Raw genomic sequence first — 21,476 nt, forward strand, 5'->3', positions numbered from 1 at the left:
ATTATGTCACTAATTTATCATACTAAGTCTAGAAGAGCCAAGAATATTACTGATGAGTCTGAGAACTAATTTTACTATTAAGTAAGGGCACGACATACTGTCCCTTCACTCCCGGCTGAAAGCCCAGTATTGATTCGGTAACTTCGTCAATAAAAAAAGTTCAATTTGGAATTTATCTACCTTTGATTTAAGTAGTCTTGATTATTTATTCTTGTGATCGCCAAAAAACAATTGATTCATTAAGGGGCTCAATTGTTGCTCCTGGATAATAAAAAGAAAGGATTTTTTCGGCATTCCAACCTAATTTAGCTAAATTGTAAGATCCGTATTGACTCATCCCTACACCATGGCCAAATCCCCCTCCAACAAAGGCGAACCCTCTTAATTGTTTCTGATTATTGTAGATAGGTTTTAGATAAAATAATGTACTGCGAGGTGGATGAAAAGCACTACGAACCTCATTCTTATGTAACTCTAAAGAACCTTTATCTGTTTCTACTTTCATGGTCAAAATGCGCCCAGATTCCGATCTTTCAATAACTTCCATCCATTGAATCATTTTTAAGTCTGCTAATGGATGTTTGCGTTTTTCAAGATACTTTTTCAAATCCTGACTCAAACTTTCAAGAGTTGCTTGTCGATTCCAACGGAAAACATTTCTTCCTGTTTCATTAAAGCCATTTTCTAAACTAATAAAATCACGGAAGTTTTGTTCTTTAGCTAAGGATATTTTTGATAAGTCCCAAAGTTTTTTAGGAGAGTCAATAACCGCCTTAAGATAAGGTCTTTCTTCTCCATTCCAAACATCACTAAACTTAGCCGTAACTCCTCCTGTAGTGGAGGAATAGAGAGCATCTACTAACTCATTTTCATAAGTTAATACTAAGCCTTTAGTCGCTGCGATCGCCTGATCAGCTTTAGGACTAGTTCCACTTAGTCCATAATAAACTTGACAGTGAATCGTAGCACATAATTGATAGTTATCCGCTTGAAACCGTCGTACATTCCGTAAGGCATAAGTACGGGCGATAATTGTTTGAGCTTTCGTTGCATTGAGGGGGGCAGATGATCCGATTTCGTGAGGGACAACTCCCCTGAGATAAGTTTCAAGGGGAATATTGTTAACTAAAGTATAAGTTCCATAGGCGTTAGGTTGTAGCCGCAAACTCCCCCCATAATAACGGGCTTTCCCTTGACTCAGACTAACTTGAACAGGATTTTTTCCTGGGATTATCTCTAAATAATCAGGACTATAGATTTTACCAGCTACGGTAAAAGTTGCTCGGGGGGTTGCCGCTAAAATTTCTAATTCAAGATGGACATCTCTAAATCCTTTAGTTTTGAGATTTTCTAGTAACCAACGACGTAATAAAGGGGTTTCATAAACATCACGCTTTGCCCAAACTTGCCACTGTTCAGGTTGAGTAACCTCTACTTTAATTCCTCTTTCTTTCCATTTGTTTGCACTGTCTTCCGCGGTTTCAAAAGTAGCATGATTACTCAAAATCACTTTCTCTCGTAGCACAGGTGTCGATAAAGGTTGTTTAACTACTTCAATAGTAAATTGGTTGGTTTGGATGATTTGTTGTTGACTATCATCGTCGTTAAATTTTAGAGTTAGGATATCCTCACTAGTAGCCGCAATGACCAATTTTTCTTTCTCTTCTTTCCCAAACCGTTGAACTACTCCTACATCTAGCTCAACATCTGTTGCTGTTACAGGAGAAGTACAAACCCCTCCAAGTAAAATAGGGAGGAAAAATAAACTGATACATAGACGTTTGCCCCTGACTGGGTGATGAGTCTTGGTAATTTCCATATTGAGCTAGATTTATAGTTTTTCTATTTTATGCTTTGTCTTTTTTTATATCAAAATTATGGGAAATTCACATTTCTTCATCAGTAAACACGAGCCAACTCATTGCCTAGACGGAATCTTATTAAAAATTGTTGCTAGCCGTATTGAAGAAAATTTTGCTACTCTCTAACACTTAAATTCATAAGTTTTGTAGTATCACATCAATTATGGTAAAATATTACAAATGATCGACTTAATACTCTACAAAGTAGAATTATACAAAGTATTACAATAGCAACTATAAAGAATTCACGACACCACTTGGAAGGCTCAAACTAGCTATTTATTGAAACTGATAAGCACAATAAGTTGGAAAGGTAAACTTAATTAATATTGACTATCTAAAAGTATTTATGATCTTTGAAAACATTTATATTTCAACTTAAAAAAGTTGTACATCAGTCATCAATTTTGAAATGGATTGCCAATCAATGATATCTCTTAACAAAGATTTATAACCGACAACATTAGGATGGAGTCCATCGGAGGTTAACCTTGATTGCAACCAATCTTCTCCGCGTCCTAACCATAAATCAAAAATATCTAGATAAGGAATATTGAAATTATTACAGGCTTTTTTAGTAGTTTCTTTATAGCGATACTGATCAAAATGATTAAAGTAAAAACAACCTAGAAATGGCATTTTTTCTTCACAAACTGGAACCATTCCTATAAAAATAGCCGGACACAATTGTTGCGCTTGGTGTAATAAATGGTTAATTTGCTGCTCAAATACTGTAAAGTCCGTAAATGAGCGCCCATTAGGTTGCCCTAGCCTAGGAGAATCATTAACTCCCACCGAAAGGATAATTAAATCAGGGACTTGGTTACGCAACTCCCCACGATATCGAAATTCTCCTTCTAACCGCTCAGTCACCTGAGACACGCAATTGCCCCTAATTCCTAAGTTATACAAGACATGACCAGTTTGTAAATCCCTCATCCACTGACGACGCAGTCTTTCTGTCCAACCTCCACCAACTGGATCACCATATCCATAAACCAAACTATCTCCCAAAGCGACTATTTTTAAAGGTCGAGACCTAACAGGCGATTTTAAAAGTCTAGCGGGTTTCTTAACAGTTTGCATTACAAGGATATCTCCTCAAGCGAATCTCTGAACAGCTTTATGTTTCTGTACGAAGGTTGATTGTAACTTAACATAGTAATCATTTTTAGTGTTGGACTATACAGTCGTTCTAACGACTGTTAAACTAGATAAACCTTGGTTAGCCTGTTACCCGGACTACATAACATTCATGCAAAAAAGACTTGCTTTTGATTCATCTGAGGTTATATATCACGCTCAAGAACTCCTCGATGCTGCGACTAACCGCTATCGAATTACGGTACAAGTAGCTAACCGTGCTAAACGTCGTCGTTATGAAGAATTTGATAGCATTGACGATCCTTTAATGAAACCGGCTATTCGTGCCATCATTGAAATGTCGGATGAACTCACCCAACCTGAAATTATTAGTGATAATTGAACATTAAAATCTATGGTAGGCTTACCAAGCCTATCTATATAGACCATAGAAATGGGAAAGAAAATATATATAAACCATATTCAATATTGTCAGTTATGATTTGGAAACCCCTTCAGCCTCGAAATTCTAGCTCATATCTCCAGCGAAACATGAGACTACTGATCATTTTTTTTCTGAGCGCTAGTCTAGTTATAGGGGGGGGAATGTTTAAATTCTCTCGAGATGATAGTTTTAGAATTCAATCTGTTAGCGCTCAAACCCTGCGACCTGAAGAAGCTGCCGCTATGGTTTATGAAAAATTATCCTATCTTCCCAGAGAAAATCGATATATCCGTAAAGATACAGGAGCAATTGATCCTCTTCAAACTTTAATCAGTCGTTTTATACGCTATCATCGGGATTTAAAACGTCGGGAACCTAGTGTTCCTCTTGATTGGAAAATTACCCTGGCTGACTATTTAGGAGTGAATGAATCAATGAAAGAGAGTCGCTATCCAGGAAGTTCCACTTTGCAAAGTAACCCACTAACTTCTGATGTTGAGGCAATTCAAGGTTTAAACCGCCATCAACGTCAGGAGTTAGTGGATTTATTGGTTAGTATTTATGCTCCTAGACAGAAAAAACTAAAACTTCCTACAATTCAGACAGAATCCACACCTGAACTTTCCCAACCAACTCCTACTATAGGTCCTGGACTTTCTAAGCCGGGGGATGCTGACTTATTAAAGTTATGAAGGACCGTATACTTAAAAAAGGAGCAGGATGGCGTATTGGCTGGAATCCTAACGCTGTTTCTTATCAAGGGTTAATTGGTGGCAAAGATTGGGCAATAGAATTGACCGAAACTGAATTCAAGGATTTTTGCCGTTTGTTTAAACAGTTAGCCGAGACAATGGAAATGATGTCTCAGGAGTTAATGGACGCTGAAAAAATTGCCTGTGAAGCAGAAAGCGACTTATTGTGGTTAGAAGTAGAAGGATATCCCCATGCTTATTCCTTACGTCTTATTCTCAACCAGGGTCGTTGTTGCGAAGGAAACTGGTCTGAAGAGATGGTAAGAGAATTATTTCAGGTAGTAAAAATATTCGAAGTATCTTGATTTTTTTAGAAAAAACAATAATAAAAATAATTTTTAGGTAAATTACTTAATAAAAATAAGAATTGTAAGATTCTCCGATAAATGACGAAAGAGAATTCTAGAAAAAAGAAAAAACTCATAATAGCTAATAACTTTTTACAGGTTTTAAAAAATAGAAAAATTAGATTAACTTACAGCATAATTTATAAAATCTTGAGAGAAAAGACTAGAAATAAGGACAAAAAAGCGAGAATAAGAGATTATCTATGTCTCAAAAAAAGAACTAAAAAAAGTAGAAAAATTTTAGACGAATAAGTATATAAAGTAGAGCCAGAAAGTACTTAAAAAAGGATTCTACTTATTCTTTCTATCAACTTATAAGCCAGAAATAAATTTAATAGAACGGGAATTATGTAAAAAAACTAATAAAATTGATATAAATACGTTTGAGCATAAATATTATTTATATAAGGTAGTTAAACAAAGTTTTCATCAAATGATTTCTAATCTAATCAATTGAAGCTTGATATTATCCACCTATATAAAGACAAAACAGCAAACAGAATAAACACTGTTCACTGTTTTTGATTTACGAATATCTAGATTTAACCCCCAGCAACCGCCGGAACAATACTAACTTCATCCCCATCACTGAGAATAGTGTTTGTATTATCTAAAAAGCGAATATCTTCACTATTCACATAAAAATTTAGAAAACGACGGGGAGCTCCAGTTTCATCACATAAACGTGCTTTAATTCCAGGAAAAGTCTCTTCAAGGGAGTCAAGGAGTTCGTTAAAGTTACTCGCTGTACATTCACAGTCTTTTCGATTGTTCGTAAACTTTTGTAAAGGTGTAGGAATTAATACTTTAACAGCCATAGTTGTTTAGCAATAACTAATAATTACCAATTATCTAGTGTAGTAAGAAAGTGTAGCCATCAGGTATAAGAAGTGAGGAAATCCTGACGACTACGCAGAGACTAAACTAAAACTTGTTGCCATTCAAGACGTTCCAAGGTCCGAGAACGTTCCAGAGCACGTTCAAAACTATCAAGTTTTGGTTCAATAGTCAGAGGTTCACCGATATATCCTTGAACCGCTTCTTGAGTTTTTAGTCCATTTCCAGTGATGTAGACCACGGTAGTTTCTTCAGGCTCAATTTTTCGAGCTTCTACCAGTTTCTTTAAGACGGCAATGGTGGTTCCCCCTGCAGTTTCGGTAAAGATACCTTCGGTTTCCGCTAGAAGTTTAATTCCTTCAACAATTTCTGCATCGGTGACACTTTCAATATTTCCATTAGTTTTACGGGCAATATCGAGAGAATAGCACCCATCAGCTGGATTTCCAATCGCTATAGATTTGGCAATAGTATTCGGTTTAACGGGAGTTATAAAGTCCCGTCCTTCTTTAAAGGCGGTGGCGATAGGAGAACAGCCTTTTGCCTGTGCGCCACTAAAGCGGACAAGTTTATCTTCCACTAGTCCTGTTTTTATGAATTCTTGGAACCCTTTGTAAATTTTAGTATAGAGGGAACCAGAAGCTAAAGGAGCGACTACATGATCGGGCAGTTTCCAGCCAAGCTGTTCAGCTACTTCAAACCCTAGAGTTTTGGAACCTTCAGAATAGTAGGGACGTAAATTAATATTAACAAATCCCCATTCGTAGCTATTACTTACTTCGCAACAAAGACGATTAACCTGATCATAGTTTCCTTTAACCGCCATTACTGTGGGGTTGTAGATAAGAGTTCCGAGAACTTTACCTGCTTCTAAATCGGCTGGGATGAAGACACAACAATCTAACCCAGCATGAGCAGCTATAGCTGCGGTAGAGTTGGCTAAATTTCCTGTACTGGCACAAGAAACCGTTGTAAAGCCCAATTCTCTAGCACGAGTCATAGCCACGGAAACCACTCTATCCTTAAAACTGAGAGTCGGCATATTCACCGCATCGTTTTTAATGTAGAGATCTTTCAGACCCAAGCGACGAGCTAAGCGCTTTGATTTCACCAAAGGAGTCATCCCAGTGCCAACATCAATAGGACTTTCGCTTTCCACGGGTAAAAATACTTTATAACGCCAAATGGAATTGGGTCCTGCTTCGATGATTTCACGACTAACTTGAGCGCGAATAGCATCGTAATCATAAGCTACTTCTAGAGGAGAAAATGTTTCTTCACACACATGAAGAGCTTTTAGGGGATATTTCACACCACCTTCCTTGGAAACAAGATGGGTGAAAGTGGCGGTTTTGGTTTGTGCTGCCTGGGTCATGGGTTTCGATCCTGATTTCTCGTGAATCTTTTACTGAAAAATTTTGTAATCTTCCGTAAATTTCTTACTCGCTTTTGAGCATACTATCATGGTCAACTTATTTCGTCAAACATACCCGACTGTTTTTGTCGGCATTAATGGTTAGATGGTTTTGTATGTTCTTTTTATGCGAAAACAGATCTTCTCAAAGTCCTTAAAAAAAGACTATAGAAAATAAAAAAATATTAATGCATTATCAGGTCAATTATTGAAATGCAGTCAACTCAGTGTAATAAGACTCACAATCTTAATTTTGATCGATTACAATCAGATAAGACTTTCTATGGTTATTTATACTCAATTATGACAATATCGTAGTATATCTATATTTATATAGAATATTAGTCAACAGATTCTAAAGCAATTATTGATCAGGTAATTTGGACAATGTGCTTAAATCGACTTAAATACATTGTCCATAATTGAATGTCATCGAAAACAAAGTGTAAAAATTAAATTTTGTGCCAATGATAAGATTCTTTATTGATTAAAATAATTAAACTAAATTAAAGCAAAGATATTGGCAGTTTTCTTTTAAATTTAAAATAAATTTAAAAGAAAACTACCAGGCTTTAACAAAATTTTATTTAACATCATTAAATAATTAAGTCCAGTATAATCTTTCTTTGTCATCCTTATTTTTAAAAGATAAAGTATTAAATCATAAATATTATTTTTTGATACTGCTAGCCCATTTACTCTTCATCGAGAGAAAGTCTGGAAACCAATTCCACTCCCAGAATAACTAAAGGTAGATTACCTTCAAGACATTCTTAAGTTTCTTAAAATGGTTTCATAAGAAAAAAATTTAATTTTGGCAGACTATCTGCTTATTCTAATATTTTACTTAAACTTTCCCGCATTCATGGATAATATATGGAGATAATTTTATTATACTTAATCTTAGAGTTTTATTTTCTAAATACTCCAAGTTATAATAGACGATTTCTCAAATAAACTATCATGCTCAAAAAGCAGGTATTATTCATTAGCAATGGAACAGGAGAAGACCTTAATGCAAGTCTAATTCTCCAATCATTAGTTAGAATTGCTCCCCAAATGAACATTGTGGCAATGGCGTTAGTAGGGTCAGGAAACGCTTACCAGCGTTTGGGAATTCCTCTCGTTGGACCAAGACAAATGCTACCATCTGGGGGGATTTTTTACACCCATTTATTTAATTTAGTCAAAGATTTAGCATCAGGGCTAGTGGGATTGACATTACGTCAAATTCAATTTCTGTTTAATTATCGTCATAATTGTGATTTTTGTATCGCTGTAGGTGATATTTTTCCTGTTACCATGGCCTATCTCACTAAACGTCCCTTCGTAGCTTTTCTTGTATCTACTTCTAGCTATTATGAGGGCAAATTGCGGCTACCTGGGTTAACTCAATGGTGTTTACAATCAAATAGATGTCTAGCAGTATTTACCCGCGATGCGTTCACCGCCGAAGATTTACAACAGCAGGGTATGACTAAAGCTGTGTTTGCGGGTTATCCTATTTTAGATGTCTTATCCCCTACAGGTAACGATTTAAACCTAGATCCCAAGATACCAACAATTGCTTTACTACCAGGAAGTCGTCTCCCTGAAGCTCTTCATAACCTAACATTACAATTGAAGGTATGTGAGGCAATTAGTGAACTGGAAATAGTACAATTCCGAGTTCCTTTAGTGTCTAGTTTTAGAGAAAAAGATCTACAAACTACTGCAAAAAAACAGGGATGGCAATATAAATCACCAGGAATATTCAGTAAAACTAAACATAATAAAACAATCGTTGTACAGTGTTACTGGAATGCTTTCGCCGATATCCTACAACATTGCGATTTAGTTGTGGGGATGGCAGGAACAGCAGTAGAGCAGGCAGTCGGTTTAGGGAAACCTATTGTACAGCTTCCAGGCTATGGCCCCCAATTCACTTATGGTTTTGCTGATGCACAAATGCGATTATTAGGGATTTCTGTACAAACTATCGGGAAAACTCCAAATAATCCCACTCTATTCACGGATGCGGCTCACACTATTCAAACTATTCTTAAAGATTCCCAATATCTAGAGAAATGTCTAGAAAATGGACGGCAACGGGTAGGACAAAAAGGAGGCTCTGATAGCCTAGCAAATGCGATTGCTCAATTATTGTGACCTCAACACTTGACCTTAGCTAACAAAATATAGCCTATATGTATTGCCATCTGTCCTTATTCAGGTTATTCTTCTCAGGATTGTATATAAATTACGACATCTTAGTTAGGATTATGATGCCACTATGGAAAAACGGGGCGTAACTATCTGGTTTACTGGATTAAGTGGTGCTGGAAAAAGTACCATCACTCAGGTTTTAGGAAAAAAATTGAGTGATGAAGGCTATTCTGTAGAGGTTCTTGATGGAGATATTGTTAGAACAAATTTGACAAAAGGGTTAGGTTTTTCTAAGAAGGATCGTGATACAAACATTCGTCGTATTGGTTTTGTAGCAAGTTTATTAACACGTCATGGAGTAATCGTTCTTGTCTCCGCTATTTCTCCCTATCGTGACATCCGAAATGAAGTTAGAGCTAAAGTTGGAAACTTTGTAGAAGTTTTTGTAAATGCTCCCTTAGATGTGTGTGAAAATCGTGATGTCAAAGGATTGTACAAACGCGCTCGCTCGGGAGAGATCAAGTCTTTTACAGGAATTGATGACCCGTATGAATGTCCATTAAACCCTGAAATAGAATGTCGTACTGATTTAGAATCACTCGAAGAAAGTGTCAGTAAAATTTGGCAAAAACTTAAAGAGATGGGATACCTGACTGAATCTATTTAAAATATTTGATTATTATCAAAAAATCTTGAATTAGTATAGATACCATAGTGGTCGATTTGTCTATTTCGGGAGACACGTATTTGACACAATCTGTTAATGTCTAATTCCTATAGACGACTGTAAAATTTGATCACAAAGGAAATTGTAGGACTATCTCTTCCCATCGTTACGGAAGAGTGGGATGATAAAGACAAACCTTGGGGCAGCCTAAAGCTAGCAGTTATCAAACTCAGTACCCATTGTTGTCTTATCGTCGTAAGTTTATTCCAGGAAAAGTTATGGTCGTTGCCACCCAGTCACTCGAAGAACTGTGCATTAATTCTATTCGTTTTTTGGCTATTGATGCTGTTGAAAAAGCTAACTCTGGACACCCAGGATTGCCGATGGGGGCGGCTCCAATGGCGTTTGTCCTTTGGGATAAGTTCATGCGGCACAACCCTAAAAATCCTAGATGGTTGAACCGTGATCGTTTTGTCCTCTCAGCTGGACATGGCTGTATGCTTCACTATGCCCTGTTGTGTCTAACCGGATATGACAGTGTTTCCATCGATGACATTAAGCAATTCCGTCAATGGGGTTCACAGACCCCCGGACACCCTGAAAACCACGTTACTGAAGGAATTGAAGTTACCACCGGACCTTTGGGACAAGGGATTGCTAACGGAGTTGGTTTAGCCTTAGCTGAAGCTCATTTAGCCGCCAGATTCAATAAACCAGATTGTAAGCTCATCGATCAATATACCTATGTAATTTTAGGTGATGGCTGCAATATGGAGGGAATTTCCGGAGAAGCTTGTTCTTTAGCTGGACATTGGGGCTTAGGTAAGTTGATCGCCTTATATGACGATAACCATATCTCCATTGATGGATCCACAGATATTGCCTTTACTGAAGATGTCTCTAAACGGTTTGAGGCTTATGGTTGGCACGTTCAGCACGTCGAAGATGGCAATACAGACTTAGATAGTATTGCTAGAGCTATTGAGATAGCCAAAGCAGTTACCGACAAGCCCTCTTTAATCAAAGTTACCACTACTATTGGTTATGGTTCTCCTAACAAGGCTAACAGTCATGACGTCCACGGGGCAGCTTTAGGGGCTGATGAGGTTAAAGCCACCCGTGAGCACTTAGGATGGAAATATGCTCCATTTGATCTCCCGTCTGATGCTTTAGACCACTTTCGCAAAGCTGTTGATCGCGGCGCTAGCTACGAAGCAGAATGGAATAAGTTATTTGCTCAGTACAAAACTAAATATCCTAAAGATGCTGTTCTCCTAGAACGGATGGTCAGTGGTGATTTACCTGATGGATGGGATAAAGCTCTTCCTGTTTATACACCCGAGAGTAAAAAGGACGCTACCCGTAACCAATCGGGCGTAACCTTGAATGCGATTGCAGGCGTACTACCCGAACTAATTGGTGGATCAGCTGATTTAGCCCCCTCTAATAAAACCTTGCTTAAAGGTCTTGGAGATTTCCAAAAAGGGCAATACCAAAATCGTAACATCCGTTTTGGAGTACGCGAACACGGCATGGGAGCTATTTGTAATGGAATAGCGGCACATGGATCCGGGTTAATTCCTTACGGTGCAACTTTCCTCGTTTTTACAGACTACATGCGTAATGCTATTCGTCTCTCTGCTTTAGCTGAAGCAGGAGTGATTTGGGTAATGACTCATGACTCTGTGGCTTTAGGAGAGGATGGACCTACTCACCAACCCGTTGAGCATATTGCCTCTTTACGGTTAATTCCTAACTTGGTCGTGATTCGTCCTGCGGATGGTAATGAAACTTCTGGTGCTTACAAAGTTGCAATAGAAAATCGTCATCGCCCCACTTTGTTAGCGTTATCTCGCCAAGGATTACCCAACTTAGCTGGAAGTTCTATCGATGCAGTAGCGAAAGGTGCTTACATCGTTAGCGACTGTGATGGAACTCCTGATATCATCCTCATCGGAACTGGCAGTGAAGTAGAACTCTGTCTTAATGCAGCAGGAGTGTTAACCGATGAAGGTAAAAAGGTTCGAGTTATTTCTATGCCTACCTGGGAATTATTTGAAGAACAAGATGCAGCTTATAAAGAGTCTGTTCTTCCTAAGGCAATTAAGAAACGCCTCGCTGTTGAAGCAGGAGTCAGCTTTGGATGGCATCGTTATGTCGGGGATGAAGGCGCAAGTGTCAGCATTGATACTTTTGGTGCTTCTGCCCCTGGTGATGTCGTCCTTAAGAAATTTGGCTATACTGTTGAGAACGTCGTTGCTAAGGCAAAAGAAATCTTAAGTTAATTCACATTTCTGTCATTAACTCAACTAATAGCCTTCTAAAATTTTAGAGGGCTATTATGTTTATCGGCATTCATAAAATTTCGTTATAAATTATCACAAATAACTATATCATGCTCATTAATATACAGTAAGAAATACTCTTAAATGAGAAGATGATATTAGTTAATCAGAGTTCTTATAACTAACTCTGATAACCTACTTTTAGGTTTGTTTATAGCTCTAACTTTTAACTACATAACATACATTTAGATGGTGTTTTTTATTGATGTTCAACCACTTAATTTACTCTCCTTCTTCTGCTTAAGCTTGGCACACTATTTAATATAAGTTTTTTCATAAAAAATCTTGTCACAGAATACATAAATAGGCATAAATTAGTTTGTAGTTGATTTAACAAATACTTTATTAAAGTAAAATGTGCTTATCACAGCTAAACGGAATTATCTTATTTCTTACTTTTGTTAAGTAATATTTATTTTTTTGCTATATAAATTAATATATCAAGATAAAAAGATATATCAAAACTAGTAAATTTTAAATCTAAAATATAGCAATTTTAAATTACGTTAAAACAACGATCAAGTAACCAAATAAATGAAAAGTAACTTTGGCAAAGTAACAATACCTCAAACTGAGAATCATACATTGTCTAAATAAGAAAACAAATCAGCTCAAGACAACACTAATGTCTCCCTAGCGGTCGATAAGAAGATTAACTAAATATGATTATTTTCTTCTAAAAGTAGGTGCATTCAATAACGCAGCAGTTACTCCAACGAAATAAGTATGATAATCCCGAGAATATCCCTAACCCGACAGCTAACTTATCACTTAAGACTATAATATTAGGTAATCGCCCCAATAAACAAGTCCCAATTTAAGACTAGTACAATATAGGTATTAGTGGTATTAACTTCTGTCCATCTTTGTCTGTTGAAATTGCTAACAATCTAATTTAAAGTTTCTTGCATTACCTTGAGACAAGATTCTAGATACTCCTAATGTTTCTCCCACAACTAAAACAGCAAAAATACGGGGAAGGTGTAATTGTCAAAACATGGTTTCACTAATAAGGTTGCTCTGGTTAAGTAATTTTTGCCAGAACTAAGTAAAACTCAGAGAATATTTATAAAAACAGAATACGAAGCACATTTTATAAGTAAATACTCATTTATTAATGTAATTGCCAAAACAATCCGATAATTTTTGAGTATCAATCTCGTATCGACCTAAGTTATAAATTTCTAAATTTAGGATATAGTGTCCGTCCCATCTGAACCCATCTTAACCCATCTTAACCACAATCCACATTCTAATCATAAATATTTGGGCGTGGTTTCTCCATCCAGATTATAAACTACGGATATAGTGTTTTAAATGAAAAGCATCGTCTAGTTCACCTTCATGATGATCCAACCAGTAACAACCCAAGCTATAAATTTCTTTTTCCAAAAAACGACTATAGAAAAATTATTTTCTCCCCTATGGGGTATAAAAATGAAACGGAATGAGAAACTTCTAGCCACATCAATCGTTTAGCTGTTTCTATTATCGTAGATAAACCCAACTCAACAGTGTCTGGTCAATCTATAAGTGAAAGAGTAGACGATTTCTCTAGTAAAACGTAACAGAAGTTTCAAATACAGGAAAAATAAGTAAATCGGTTAAGATTAAAGCCAAAAAGATAAGATAGCGGTTATGAGTAAGCATAAAAGACGAGGGTTGAAATTAGGTATGTTTCTACGATAAAGTCCTAAGATCACAATCTACAACGTCCTAGACAGCGGAGATTATCATGAAATATTCATTGAGGGGTTGCTAAATTTACAGATTTTTTGTTAGAATCTGCAATGGCAAGGAGCAATCCTCAGTAGCTCAGCGGTAGAGCGGTCGACTGTTAATCGATTGGTCGTAGGTTCGAATCCTACCTGGGGAGTTTATGTAAGGTTATGTACGACTTTTTCATTGGTGATGTGTTGATTTGATTGGTTATTGAGTTTTGAACTTAGGATGAGCAGTAATATTATCAAAATCTGCTTCACTTAAAAATGAACAACTCATTTTCCTAAAACTTTCACAAGTTGTTTTTTTGCATTCTGATATTCAAATTTGATACCGATTATAAATTTCGCTTCACTGGTCTGGTTTTAAGTCACCATAGAAAATAAAGAATCATAATCTAATGCAAGATGTTACAACACGATGTTGTTATTGTTGGCGGCGGGTTAGCTGGATGTCGTGCCGCCCTAGAAATTAAAAACCTCATCCCCACAGTTGATGTAGCTGTTGTGTCCAAAACTCATCCTATTCGATCACACTCCATAGCGGCTCAAGGAGGGATTGCTGCCAGTTTAAAAAATGTTGATCCTAAAGACAGTTGGCAGTCTCATGCCTTTGATACCGTCAAAGGTTCAGACTACCTAGCCTATCAAGACGCAGTTATCTTATTGACCAAAGAAGCTCCTGATGTAATTATCGATTTAGAACATTTGGGAGTACTATTTTCTCGTTTAGAAAATGGCAAAATTTCTCAACGAGCTTTTGGTGGTCATACCTACAATCGCACTTGTTACGCTGCCGATAATGGCTATGCCATTCTCCACGAATTAGTTAATAACCTCCATCGTAATGATGTTACTATTTATGATGAATGGTATGTGATGCAATTGATTCTTGAAGAAGGGGATGCGAAAGGGATCATCATGTATCGCATCGAAGATGGCAAACTTTAAATTGTCCAAAGTAAAGTAATCATGTTTGCTACAGGGGGTTATGGACGAGTATTCAATACAACCTCTAATGATTATGCGTCTACGGGGGACAGGTTAGCTATGTCTGCGATGGCGGGTATCCCCTTAGAAGATATGGAATTTGTTCAGTTTCACCCTACCGGATTGTATCCCGTTGGGGTTTTGATTTCCGAGGCGGTAAAAGGAGAGGGAGGCTATCTCATCAACAGCGAAGGAAGGCGGTTTATGGAAGATTATGCCCGCTCTGATCTGGAATTGGCTCCCCGTGATATTACTTCTCGTGCTATTAACTGTGAAATTCTGGCAGGACGAGGAGTCTATCCTGATGGCAATCCGGGTGGACCTTGTATTTATTTGGACTTGCGTCATATGGGAAAGGAAATGATCATGAGTCGAGTTCCATTTTGTTGGGAAGAAGCATACCGACTTGTGGGAGTAGACGCAGTCCATGAACCCATACCGGTCCGTCCCACTGCTCATTATTGCATGGGAGGAATCCCCGTAAATACTCAAGGCCGTGTACGCCTGAGTGAAACCAAATTAACAGAAGGGCTCTTTGCGGCTGGAGAATGTGCTTGTGTCTCAGTTCATGGGGCAAACCGTTTAGGTAGTAATTCCTTATTAGAATCTGTTGTTTATGGACGCATCACAGGTAGAAATATTGCTGAATATGTCCAAGGTCGCAAGTTTTCTGAGATTAAGTCCCACGCTTATTTAGACACAGTAGAAAACCGAATCCAGACTCTTTTAAATAAAAAAGGAACTATTAGGTTAGGAGTATTACAGAAGCAATTTTAAGATTGTATGAGTGAATATTGTGGAGTGTTTCGTAACGAAAAGAAAATGAAAGAGGGATTAACAAAAATTCAGCAATTTAAACAACAGTATAAGCAAGTTTATCTTGATAACAAGGATTATTTTTGGAATACGGAATTAATTGAGGCGATGGAGTTACAAAATATCATGACGGTAGGAGAAATTATTCTCACTTCTGCTTTAAGTCGTCAAGAAAGTCGAGGTGCGTATTCACGAGAGGACTATACTCAAAGAGATGATGTCAATTTCTTCAAACATACTTTAGCCTATTATTCTTCTGCAAAAATTGATATTCAACATATTCTTGTGGTCATTAATATGTTCGAATTTAAGGAAAGAAAGTATTGACTCTTAGGGTGGGCATCTCCCATCTATTGTAAACTAATTAAATTGATCAACCTGATTGTGATTTCTAAGATTGATAAAGAAAGACAGCTTTTTATAAGTTCACCAAGATTTGACAAGGTTACTCTTAGTCAATCTCTGTAACTCGCCAACTTAATTTAAGATTAAACCAAAAATTCCAAAGAGTCACCAGGATAATCGCTAGTAAGTTTGCTATATATTTATTATAGTTAAAAATCCTAACAAACATATTCAAAAAAAATACATTGAGAACTAATCCTGCTAAACAAATTAAATTAAATTTAATTAAGCGTTTTAATCTTTGTCTTTTTTCTGGTTGTCGGCGGGAAATATCTCCAAATGTCCAACAATCATTCCAGAGAAAATTATTAATAACAGCCAACTCAGCCGCAATAATTTTACTGCGTGTTAAAGGCAATTCTGGTCCGATTTTATCACTTAATAAGTAAAGAAATCCCATATCAACAACAACACCAGTCAATCCGACTAAACTAAACTTAATAAATCGGGCTGAAATTGATAAGCGTAATCCCAATAAATGCTGAATATATTCTATATATTGTTTCCAAGTGACCTTACTCTCTCCATCCTGACGTTCTCGAAACACATAACCTACCTCAGCAATCCAACTAATACAACCTCTTGCAGCCACTTCAATAAGAATTTTGTATCCTACTGGACTCAAAGTCTTACAGGCTATAGCATTACGGCGCACCATAAAATAGCCGCTCATGGGGTCAGAAAGGCGACTAATAACTTCTGGGAGAATTATCAATCCTAATATTTGCGCCCCACGGGAGAGAACGCGACGTAAAATACTCCATTCACTAACACCTCCTCCTTCAACATGACGACTAGCAACAGCTAAATCAGCCCCTCTTTCCATTTCTTCCAATAGTTTTTCTAACACTTCTGGGGGATGCTGTAAGTCTGCATCAATGACACCTAAAATTTCTCCTTGCGCCACTTGCCACCCCCGGATAACCGCTGTTGATAAACCCTTTTCCTCAACACGGCGCATCACGTGCAGTTGGGGATAGTTAGAGGTTAATTCTAGAGCTAATTTCCAAGTATAATCAGGACTGTTATCATCAACAATGATTATTTCATAACGTTCTGGAATATATTGATCTAGCAACTGACTTAAAATTTCAATGATATCCTTAATATTCCCAGCTTCGTTATAAGTTGGGAGAATGAGAGATAATTTAGGAAGACAATCGCAAGCAATTTCTCTAGTTGTACAAAAGTAAGGGATTTTCAAAGTCCCAGAGGGAGTAGAGAGAAGGGATTGATTCATTAGTTGTTAAACTTTAATAAAAGTTGTTTAAGAATAGCTTGACAATATTACTAATTGTCGATTGGGTTGTAGAACAAGTAACAGAAATTAGTTAAATATAGCGATCTTTAGTCAAAGATATGCTTATTTTACTTGACTTGTTTCAATTTAATTTTACTAACTCAATAAATTGGCACAGGTACTTAAAATAAAAAGGATTATGGAAGAAAACTATAAACAAAATAGTTTCAGGTTCATATCATACATCCTAATTTATGTAAAAACTCTGAATTTATATTCCAACTCTATAGAGAAATAATTCAGTTATTTTTCTAAAAAAAACCTGATTTCCATCGTCTATGTCATCTGAATAAAAAACTCGCGGTTTAGAGTGCGATTTTGACAATAGCGGGCTACGGGGGAAGTTAAGCCTTACGTCTTGATGGCAATATCATCCTGACTTGTCTACTGGTTCCAGAGTTATTTGGTTTGATGGCATTGATTAATACCTTTGTTTAAAGTATTAACCTATTCTAGGATTTAGGTATTAAAACTAGTATTATTTGCGGTTTAAGGGTAAAAAAAAATCTAGTTTTTCTTAGCACAGCTTGTACTGTACAAGTCGTTCATAGTTTTGTCTTATAATTAAGTCATTGCTTAATAGACTAGCCTATCGTCCAATTTTATGATAGTTTTCAAGTCTTATGGCTAATGCGGATCGTTGGTTGAACTACCATTATTAATGGAGCTAACTTTATTTCTTTAGCTACTCTTCTCAATCGTAAGATGGAATTATGTATCTTAAACAGATTTGAGTTTGTGGTTCAGTTTTCAGCAATAGCTACGAGAGTTACCTGTGCTTATTTTCAAGGAACGATTTGGGCTTTAGTTGGTGAAGGTTTATTTAGTAAAATATTCAAATTAACCGGAAGTTATCTCTTAAAACTAAATTTACTCAGGCATTTTGTTTTTTTAAAAAAGTCGATTAAAGAATTAGTTTTTTTTGTCGTTGGATCTTCATTTATGCGGCAATATTTTTGTTGGATAGCCAAGTTGATAAACTCCTTTTATGAAAATTATTGTCTTTAGAGATTTTAAATATTTATATAGTTGCTTTTTTACTTGCTAACTTACCTAAGTAAGTAGTAGAAAGAATAAGTCATTAGGTAATTTTCTCCTTGATGGTTCATAACAATGAAATTTCCAAGCACCGGCAGCAGTTTTATCGGTTGTGCTTGCCCTCTATTAGATTAGATAATAAGCTAAGTGCTATATTTAACCCGGTTTTTACAGCAATTTATGGAGAGATTATCGATCTAATTATACAAGCGCCACGAACAAAACTACAACAAAAATTAATCTCAGTTCTACCAAACTCATTATGTAAAACCGAGACTTTAAGAGGAGGAAATAAGTAACAGAAAATAGAGAACAAGTTTCAATTTTTTATTTTTTTGATTAAACTACCAACTAGTCTACTTTCTTTTTACAATAAAGTAAAAATTATTTACACTTTTTTTTGAGTATAGTCTTACTCTTTCAGATAAAACTGGACAAGTTTTGTTTTTTATTCACCGAGTCTTACATCATATTCAAAAATTTGATACATTCTTTTCTACATCGTATTTAGCATTTTTTTACTATGAGAGCTCAAATTAAGGCAGTACTTTTTTTAATCTGTTGAACCATACTATATGGTAGTATATCTATACTTAGAGTAAATAGCTAAAAAATGGCACTTTTGGGTAAAAAATATATTTTTAGCTAAATTATTAAGCTCATAAAATGATTAATATCTGATATTTTTTTGTTTTCTTTTCTTAACTGTTTCCCGTTCCCTGATTTCTTATTCCTTATTTTTGACTATTAATTTACTTTCCAAAATTTTATGAAACCCAAATTTTAGATAAATACACAAGTAAACAAATAAGCTTATCTAAAATTAAATTTAAAAAATTTTATAATTTCTGAGATTGAACATAGTATGGCTGCTATACTTAAATCTAATACAATGTTTCTATTTTTTAAAATTATATATTATACAAACTGTAAGTTATCTTTCTGCAAGCATTGGAAATTATAGTGTTTAGATGCATTAAAACTTGAATTACTAAGTACTAATTAGATCTTAACTTTGTATGTAGAAGTCGCAAAAGAGTACTAGTGATCAAAATATAGTTAGTTTAACTTTTATAACAAAAATTACTGTAAGCTAAGTAAATCGGACTTTTGTATTTGTTTTAATAATTCTTCTAGAGTTTTGGCTGGTTCTAAACAAACTAATCCTTGACAAAGTAGCCCGATAGAATTAATAGGAAGATTATTGTCAACGCGATAAACTGTAGTAGGAAAATATTGGGAACTTAATTGTTTTACAACTCCTGGGTTAGTTCTTACTAAACGGCTAAAGCGGTACCAATCTAAGGCTAAAAATAAACTTGGACAAGCTTTAGGTGATTGACTCAGAACACAACTAAACGCCTGTAGTCCTTGTTCGGCGCGATTAAGATATTCTAAATTGTCTGTAAGTCGGGCTAAGCGCACTAAATTACTTAAAGCAATACCATTAGCGGAAGGAGTAGCATTGTCAATATAATTCCGTTCTCGGACTAATAAATCTCCACTATTATCAGAAGCGTTATTAAAGTAACCTCCCATTTCTATACTCCAGAAAAACTTGTCGAATTCTTGTTGAACAATGATAGCTTTTTCTAGCCATTTAGTTTGGCAAGGATTTACCGTTTGCAAGTCCAATAATGCTTTGATGAACAAAGCATAATCTTCTGACTGAGCTAATACAGAGGAGTCACCACTATAATTGAGACGATTTAATCGTTTTTCTTTCCATTGTTCATTGAGAATAAACTCAGTAGCCTTGATAGCTAATTCTAAATACAAAAGTTCTCCAAAAACCCCATAAGCCCTAGCTAACCCTGAAATCATTAAACTATTCCAGGCAACAATCATTTTAGTATCTGTTACAGGAGGAATACGTCCTGTCCAAGATTTTATTTTGACTTCTTCGTTATTTTTTGCTGGAGGAAAAATAGTTAAATCTTTTCTAGAATTTCCATAACGTAATGCGAATAATTTATCTAAAATTGTTTCTAAATCTTTTGATAATACCCCTTTCTGACAACATTGTAAAACATTTTTTCCCTCAAAATTTCCTTGAGGAGTGATGGAAAATACTTTTGCTAACGCTTCTAATTCACCTGAAGTTAAACTGTCCTGTAACTGTTGATAACTCCAGACATAGAATGCTCCTTCTTCTGGTTTTTGGTCTTGGGGGGTAATGAAATTGTCTGCATCTTGAGATGCATAGAAATAGCCTTGGGGAGCAGTCATTTCTCGTTGTAACCATTCCACCGTGCGTGTAATTGCTCGTTTAAACGCTGGTTCGGTTTGGCCTTGACTCCAAAGATTAGCTAAATATTCGATAATTTGCCCATTGTCATAGAGCATTTTTTCAAAATGGGGAACTGTCCAAGTTGGATCTACGGTATAACGATGGAAGCCACCTCCTACATGGTCAAAAATTCCTCCTAGGGCTAAATCTTCTCCCCTTTGATTAGCAAGGGCTTTACTCTCTGCTTGAGAATCCAAAGCAAACCGACTCCCTTGTAAAGCAATATTTGCATAAGGAATCATTGGAAAACAGGGATGGTTAACATTTTGGGAACTAACTTTAATAATTTCCGTATTTATAATAATTCCCTTACAAAAAAGCTCATTGTTTAGTAATTCGGTTTCGGTTGACGGAAGAAGAGCTGATTTTTGTAAGGTAGTTAGAACTTCCTGTTTGAAATTATTCAGTTTTTCGGTTTCTGTATCATAAAAACGGCGAATTGACTGTAAAACCTGCAAAAAACCGGGGCGGCCGTAACGAGGCTCCAGCGGAAAATAAGTCCCTCCATAGAAAGGAATCATATCTCCCGGAGTTAAAAAAATATTGAGCGGCCATCCTCCTTGTAACCCCATCATCTGAACTGCTTGCATGTAAATATTGTCGAGATCAGGACGTTCTTCTCGATCTACTTTGATAGGCAGAAAGTTGATGTTAAGGTAATCTGCGATCACTTGATCATCAAAGGCTTCCCCTTCCATCACCGTACACCAGTGACAGCTAGAATAGCCTATTGAAAGAAAAATAGGTTTGTCCTGTTTTTTTGCTGTTGAGAGGGCTTCCTCACACCAATACCACCAGTCTATAGGGTTATCAGCATGTTTACGTAAGTAAAGACTTTGAGCTGTGGACAGACGATTAGACATAAAAATTAAATAACCGCGAGTTTTTCCCTCAACAGTTTAACCGAAATTTTAGGAGAGATCCTTGCCTGAAATATAGTCAGCTTGAAATATGTTCAATCTAGTTTAGATAAAGGGATTTCAAAAAGTCAATTTATCAAAATTCATTTCGATAATCTC

Annotated in this window: 13 protein-coding genes, 1 tRNA gene and 1 pseudogene; 9 read left to right on the top strand and 6 right to left on the bottom strand. The window is 36.2% G+C overall.

The window, feature by feature from the left end:
- Nucleotides 1–205: 205 nt before the first annotated feature.
- Together RGRSB_RS00600 and RGRSB_RS00605 are read right to left on the bottom strand one after the other, a co-directional pair.
- Nucleotides 206–1,819: a SpoIID/LytB domain-containing protein gene (locus RGRSB_RS00600; protein WP_119259377.1), complete on the bottom strand. Its 1,614-nt coding sequence runs from the start codon at nucleotides 1,817–1,819 to the stop codon at nucleotides 206–208.
- 421 nt (nucleotides 1,820–2,240) lie between these two features.
- Nucleotides 2,241–2,948 carry a GDSL-type esterase/lipase family protein gene (locus RGRSB_RS00605; protein WP_119259378.1) on the bottom strand — a complete coding sequence of 236 codons (708 nt, stop codon included), beginning with the start codon at nucleotides 2,946–2,948 and terminating at the stop codon, nucleotides 2,241–2,243.
- A 169-nt stretch (nucleotides 2,949–3,117) separates the two neighbouring features.
- On the opposite strand from RGRSB_RS00605, the gene RGRSB_RS00610 reads away from it, so the two are divergent.
- From RGRSB_RS00610 to RGRSB_RS00620, 3 genes are all read left to right on the top strand, one after another.
- Entirely contained in the window at nucleotides 3,118–3,348 is a 231-nt protein-coding gene (locus RGRSB_RS00610) for a DNA-directed RNA polymerase subunit omega (RefSeq protein WP_119260893.1), read from the top strand.
- A 203-nt stretch (nucleotides 3,349–3,551) separates the two neighbouring features.
- The gene (locus tag RGRSB_RS00615) at nucleotides 3,552–4,082 is read left to right on the top strand and encodes a hypothetical protein (protein ID WP_420822998.1); all 531 of its coding nucleotides are present in this window, start codon (nucleotides 3,552–3,554) and stop codon (nucleotides 4,080–4,082) included.
- Nucleotides 4,079–4,447 (top strand): DUF1818 family protein, encoded by a 369-nt coding sequence (locus tag RGRSB_RS00620; protein ID WP_119259380.1) that lies wholly within the window; start codon nucleotides 4,079–4,081, stop codon nucleotides 4,445–4,447. The genes RGRSB_RS00615 and RGRSB_RS00620 overlap by 4 nt, the downstream gene beginning before the upstream one ends.
- 584 nt (nucleotides 4,448–5,031) lie before the next feature.
- Here RGRSB_RS00620 and RGRSB_RS00630 read toward each other — a convergent pair.
- Both RGRSB_RS00630 and thrC read right to left on the bottom strand, forming a co-directional pair.
- Nucleotides 5,032–5,307, bottom strand: coding sequence for a MoaD/ThiS family protein (locus RGRSB_RS00630; protein WP_119259382.1), 276 nt, complete (start codon nucleotides 5,305–5,307; stop codon nucleotides 5,032–5,034).
- A gap of 101 nt (nucleotides 5,308–5,408) precedes the next feature.
- Nucleotides 5,409–6,701, bottom strand: coding sequence for a threonine synthase (thrC, locus tag RGRSB_RS00635; protein ID WP_119259383.1), 1,293 nt, complete (start codon nucleotides 6,699–6,701; stop codon nucleotides 5,409–5,411).
- 1,002 nt (nucleotides 6,702–7,703) lie between these two features.
- Here thrC and RGRSB_RS00640 point away from each other — a divergent pair.
- The 5 genes and pseudogenes from RGRSB_RS00640 to RGRSB_RS00660 all read left to right on the top strand — a co-directional run bounded on the left by RGRSB_RS00640 (nucleotide 7,704) and on the right by RGRSB_RS00660 (nucleotide 15,751).
- Entirely contained in the window at nucleotides 7,704–8,888 is a 1,185-nt protein-coding gene (locus RGRSB_RS00640) for a lipid-A-disaccharide synthase-related protein (RefSeq protein ID WP_119259384.1), read from the top strand.
- 124 nt (nucleotides 8,889–9,012) lie between these two features.
- Nucleotides 9,013–9,552 (top strand): adenylyl-sulfate kinase, encoded by a 540-nt coding sequence (cysC, locus tag RGRSB_RS00645; protein ID WP_119259385.1) that lies wholly within the window; start codon nucleotides 9,013–9,015, stop codon nucleotides 9,550–9,552.
- Between the two features lie 278 nt (nucleotides 9,553–9,830).
- A complete protein-coding gene (gene tkt, locus RGRSB_RS00650) occupies nucleotides 9,831–11,837 on the top strand; it encodes a transketolase (protein ID WP_119260894.1) in 2,007 nt (668 codons plus the stop codon).
- A gap of 1,864 nt (nucleotides 11,838–13,701) precedes the next feature.
- A tRNA-Asn gene (locus RGRSB_RS00655) sits at nucleotides 13,702–13,773 on the top strand.
- Between the two features lie 253 nt (nucleotides 13,774–14,026).
- Nucleotides 14,027–15,751, top strand: a pseudogene (locus RGRSB_RS00660) (succinate dehydrogenase/fumarate reductase flavoprotein subunit).
- Between the two features lie 124 nt (nucleotides 15,752–15,875).
- Here RGRSB_RS00660 and RGRSB_RS00665 read toward each other — a convergent pair.
- Nucleotides 15,876–17,069: a glycosyltransferase gene (locus tag RGRSB_RS00665; RefSeq protein ID WP_119259386.1), complete on the bottom strand. Its 1,194-nt coding sequence runs from the start codon at nucleotides 17,067–17,069 to the stop codon at nucleotides 15,876–15,878.
- Nucleotides 17,070–17,786: 717 nt separating this feature from the next.
- Between RGRSB_RS00665 and RGRSB_RS11000 the strand changes: the two genes are divergently transcribed.
- Nucleotides 17,787–18,137 (top strand): oligosaccharide flippase family protein, encoded by a 351-nt coding sequence (locus RGRSB_RS11000; RefSeq protein ID WP_420823003.1) that lies wholly within the window; start codon nucleotides 17,787–17,789, stop codon nucleotides 18,135–18,137.
- 1,113 nt (nucleotides 18,138–19,250) lie between these two features.
- Here RGRSB_RS11000 and RGRSB_RS00680 read toward each other — a convergent pair.
- Nucleotides 19,251–21,320 (bottom strand): thioredoxin domain-containing protein, encoded by a 2,070-nt coding sequence (locus RGRSB_RS00680; protein WP_119259389.1) that lies wholly within the window; start codon nucleotides 21,318–21,320, stop codon nucleotides 19,251–19,253.
- Nucleotides 21,321–21,476 lie beyond the last annotated feature (156 nt).

Origin of the sequence: cyanobacterium endosymbiont of Rhopalodia gibberula (genome assembly GCF_003574135.1) — a bacterium.
GTDB lineage: Bacteria > Cyanobacteriota > Cyanobacteriia > Cyanobacteriales > Microcystaceae > Rippkaea.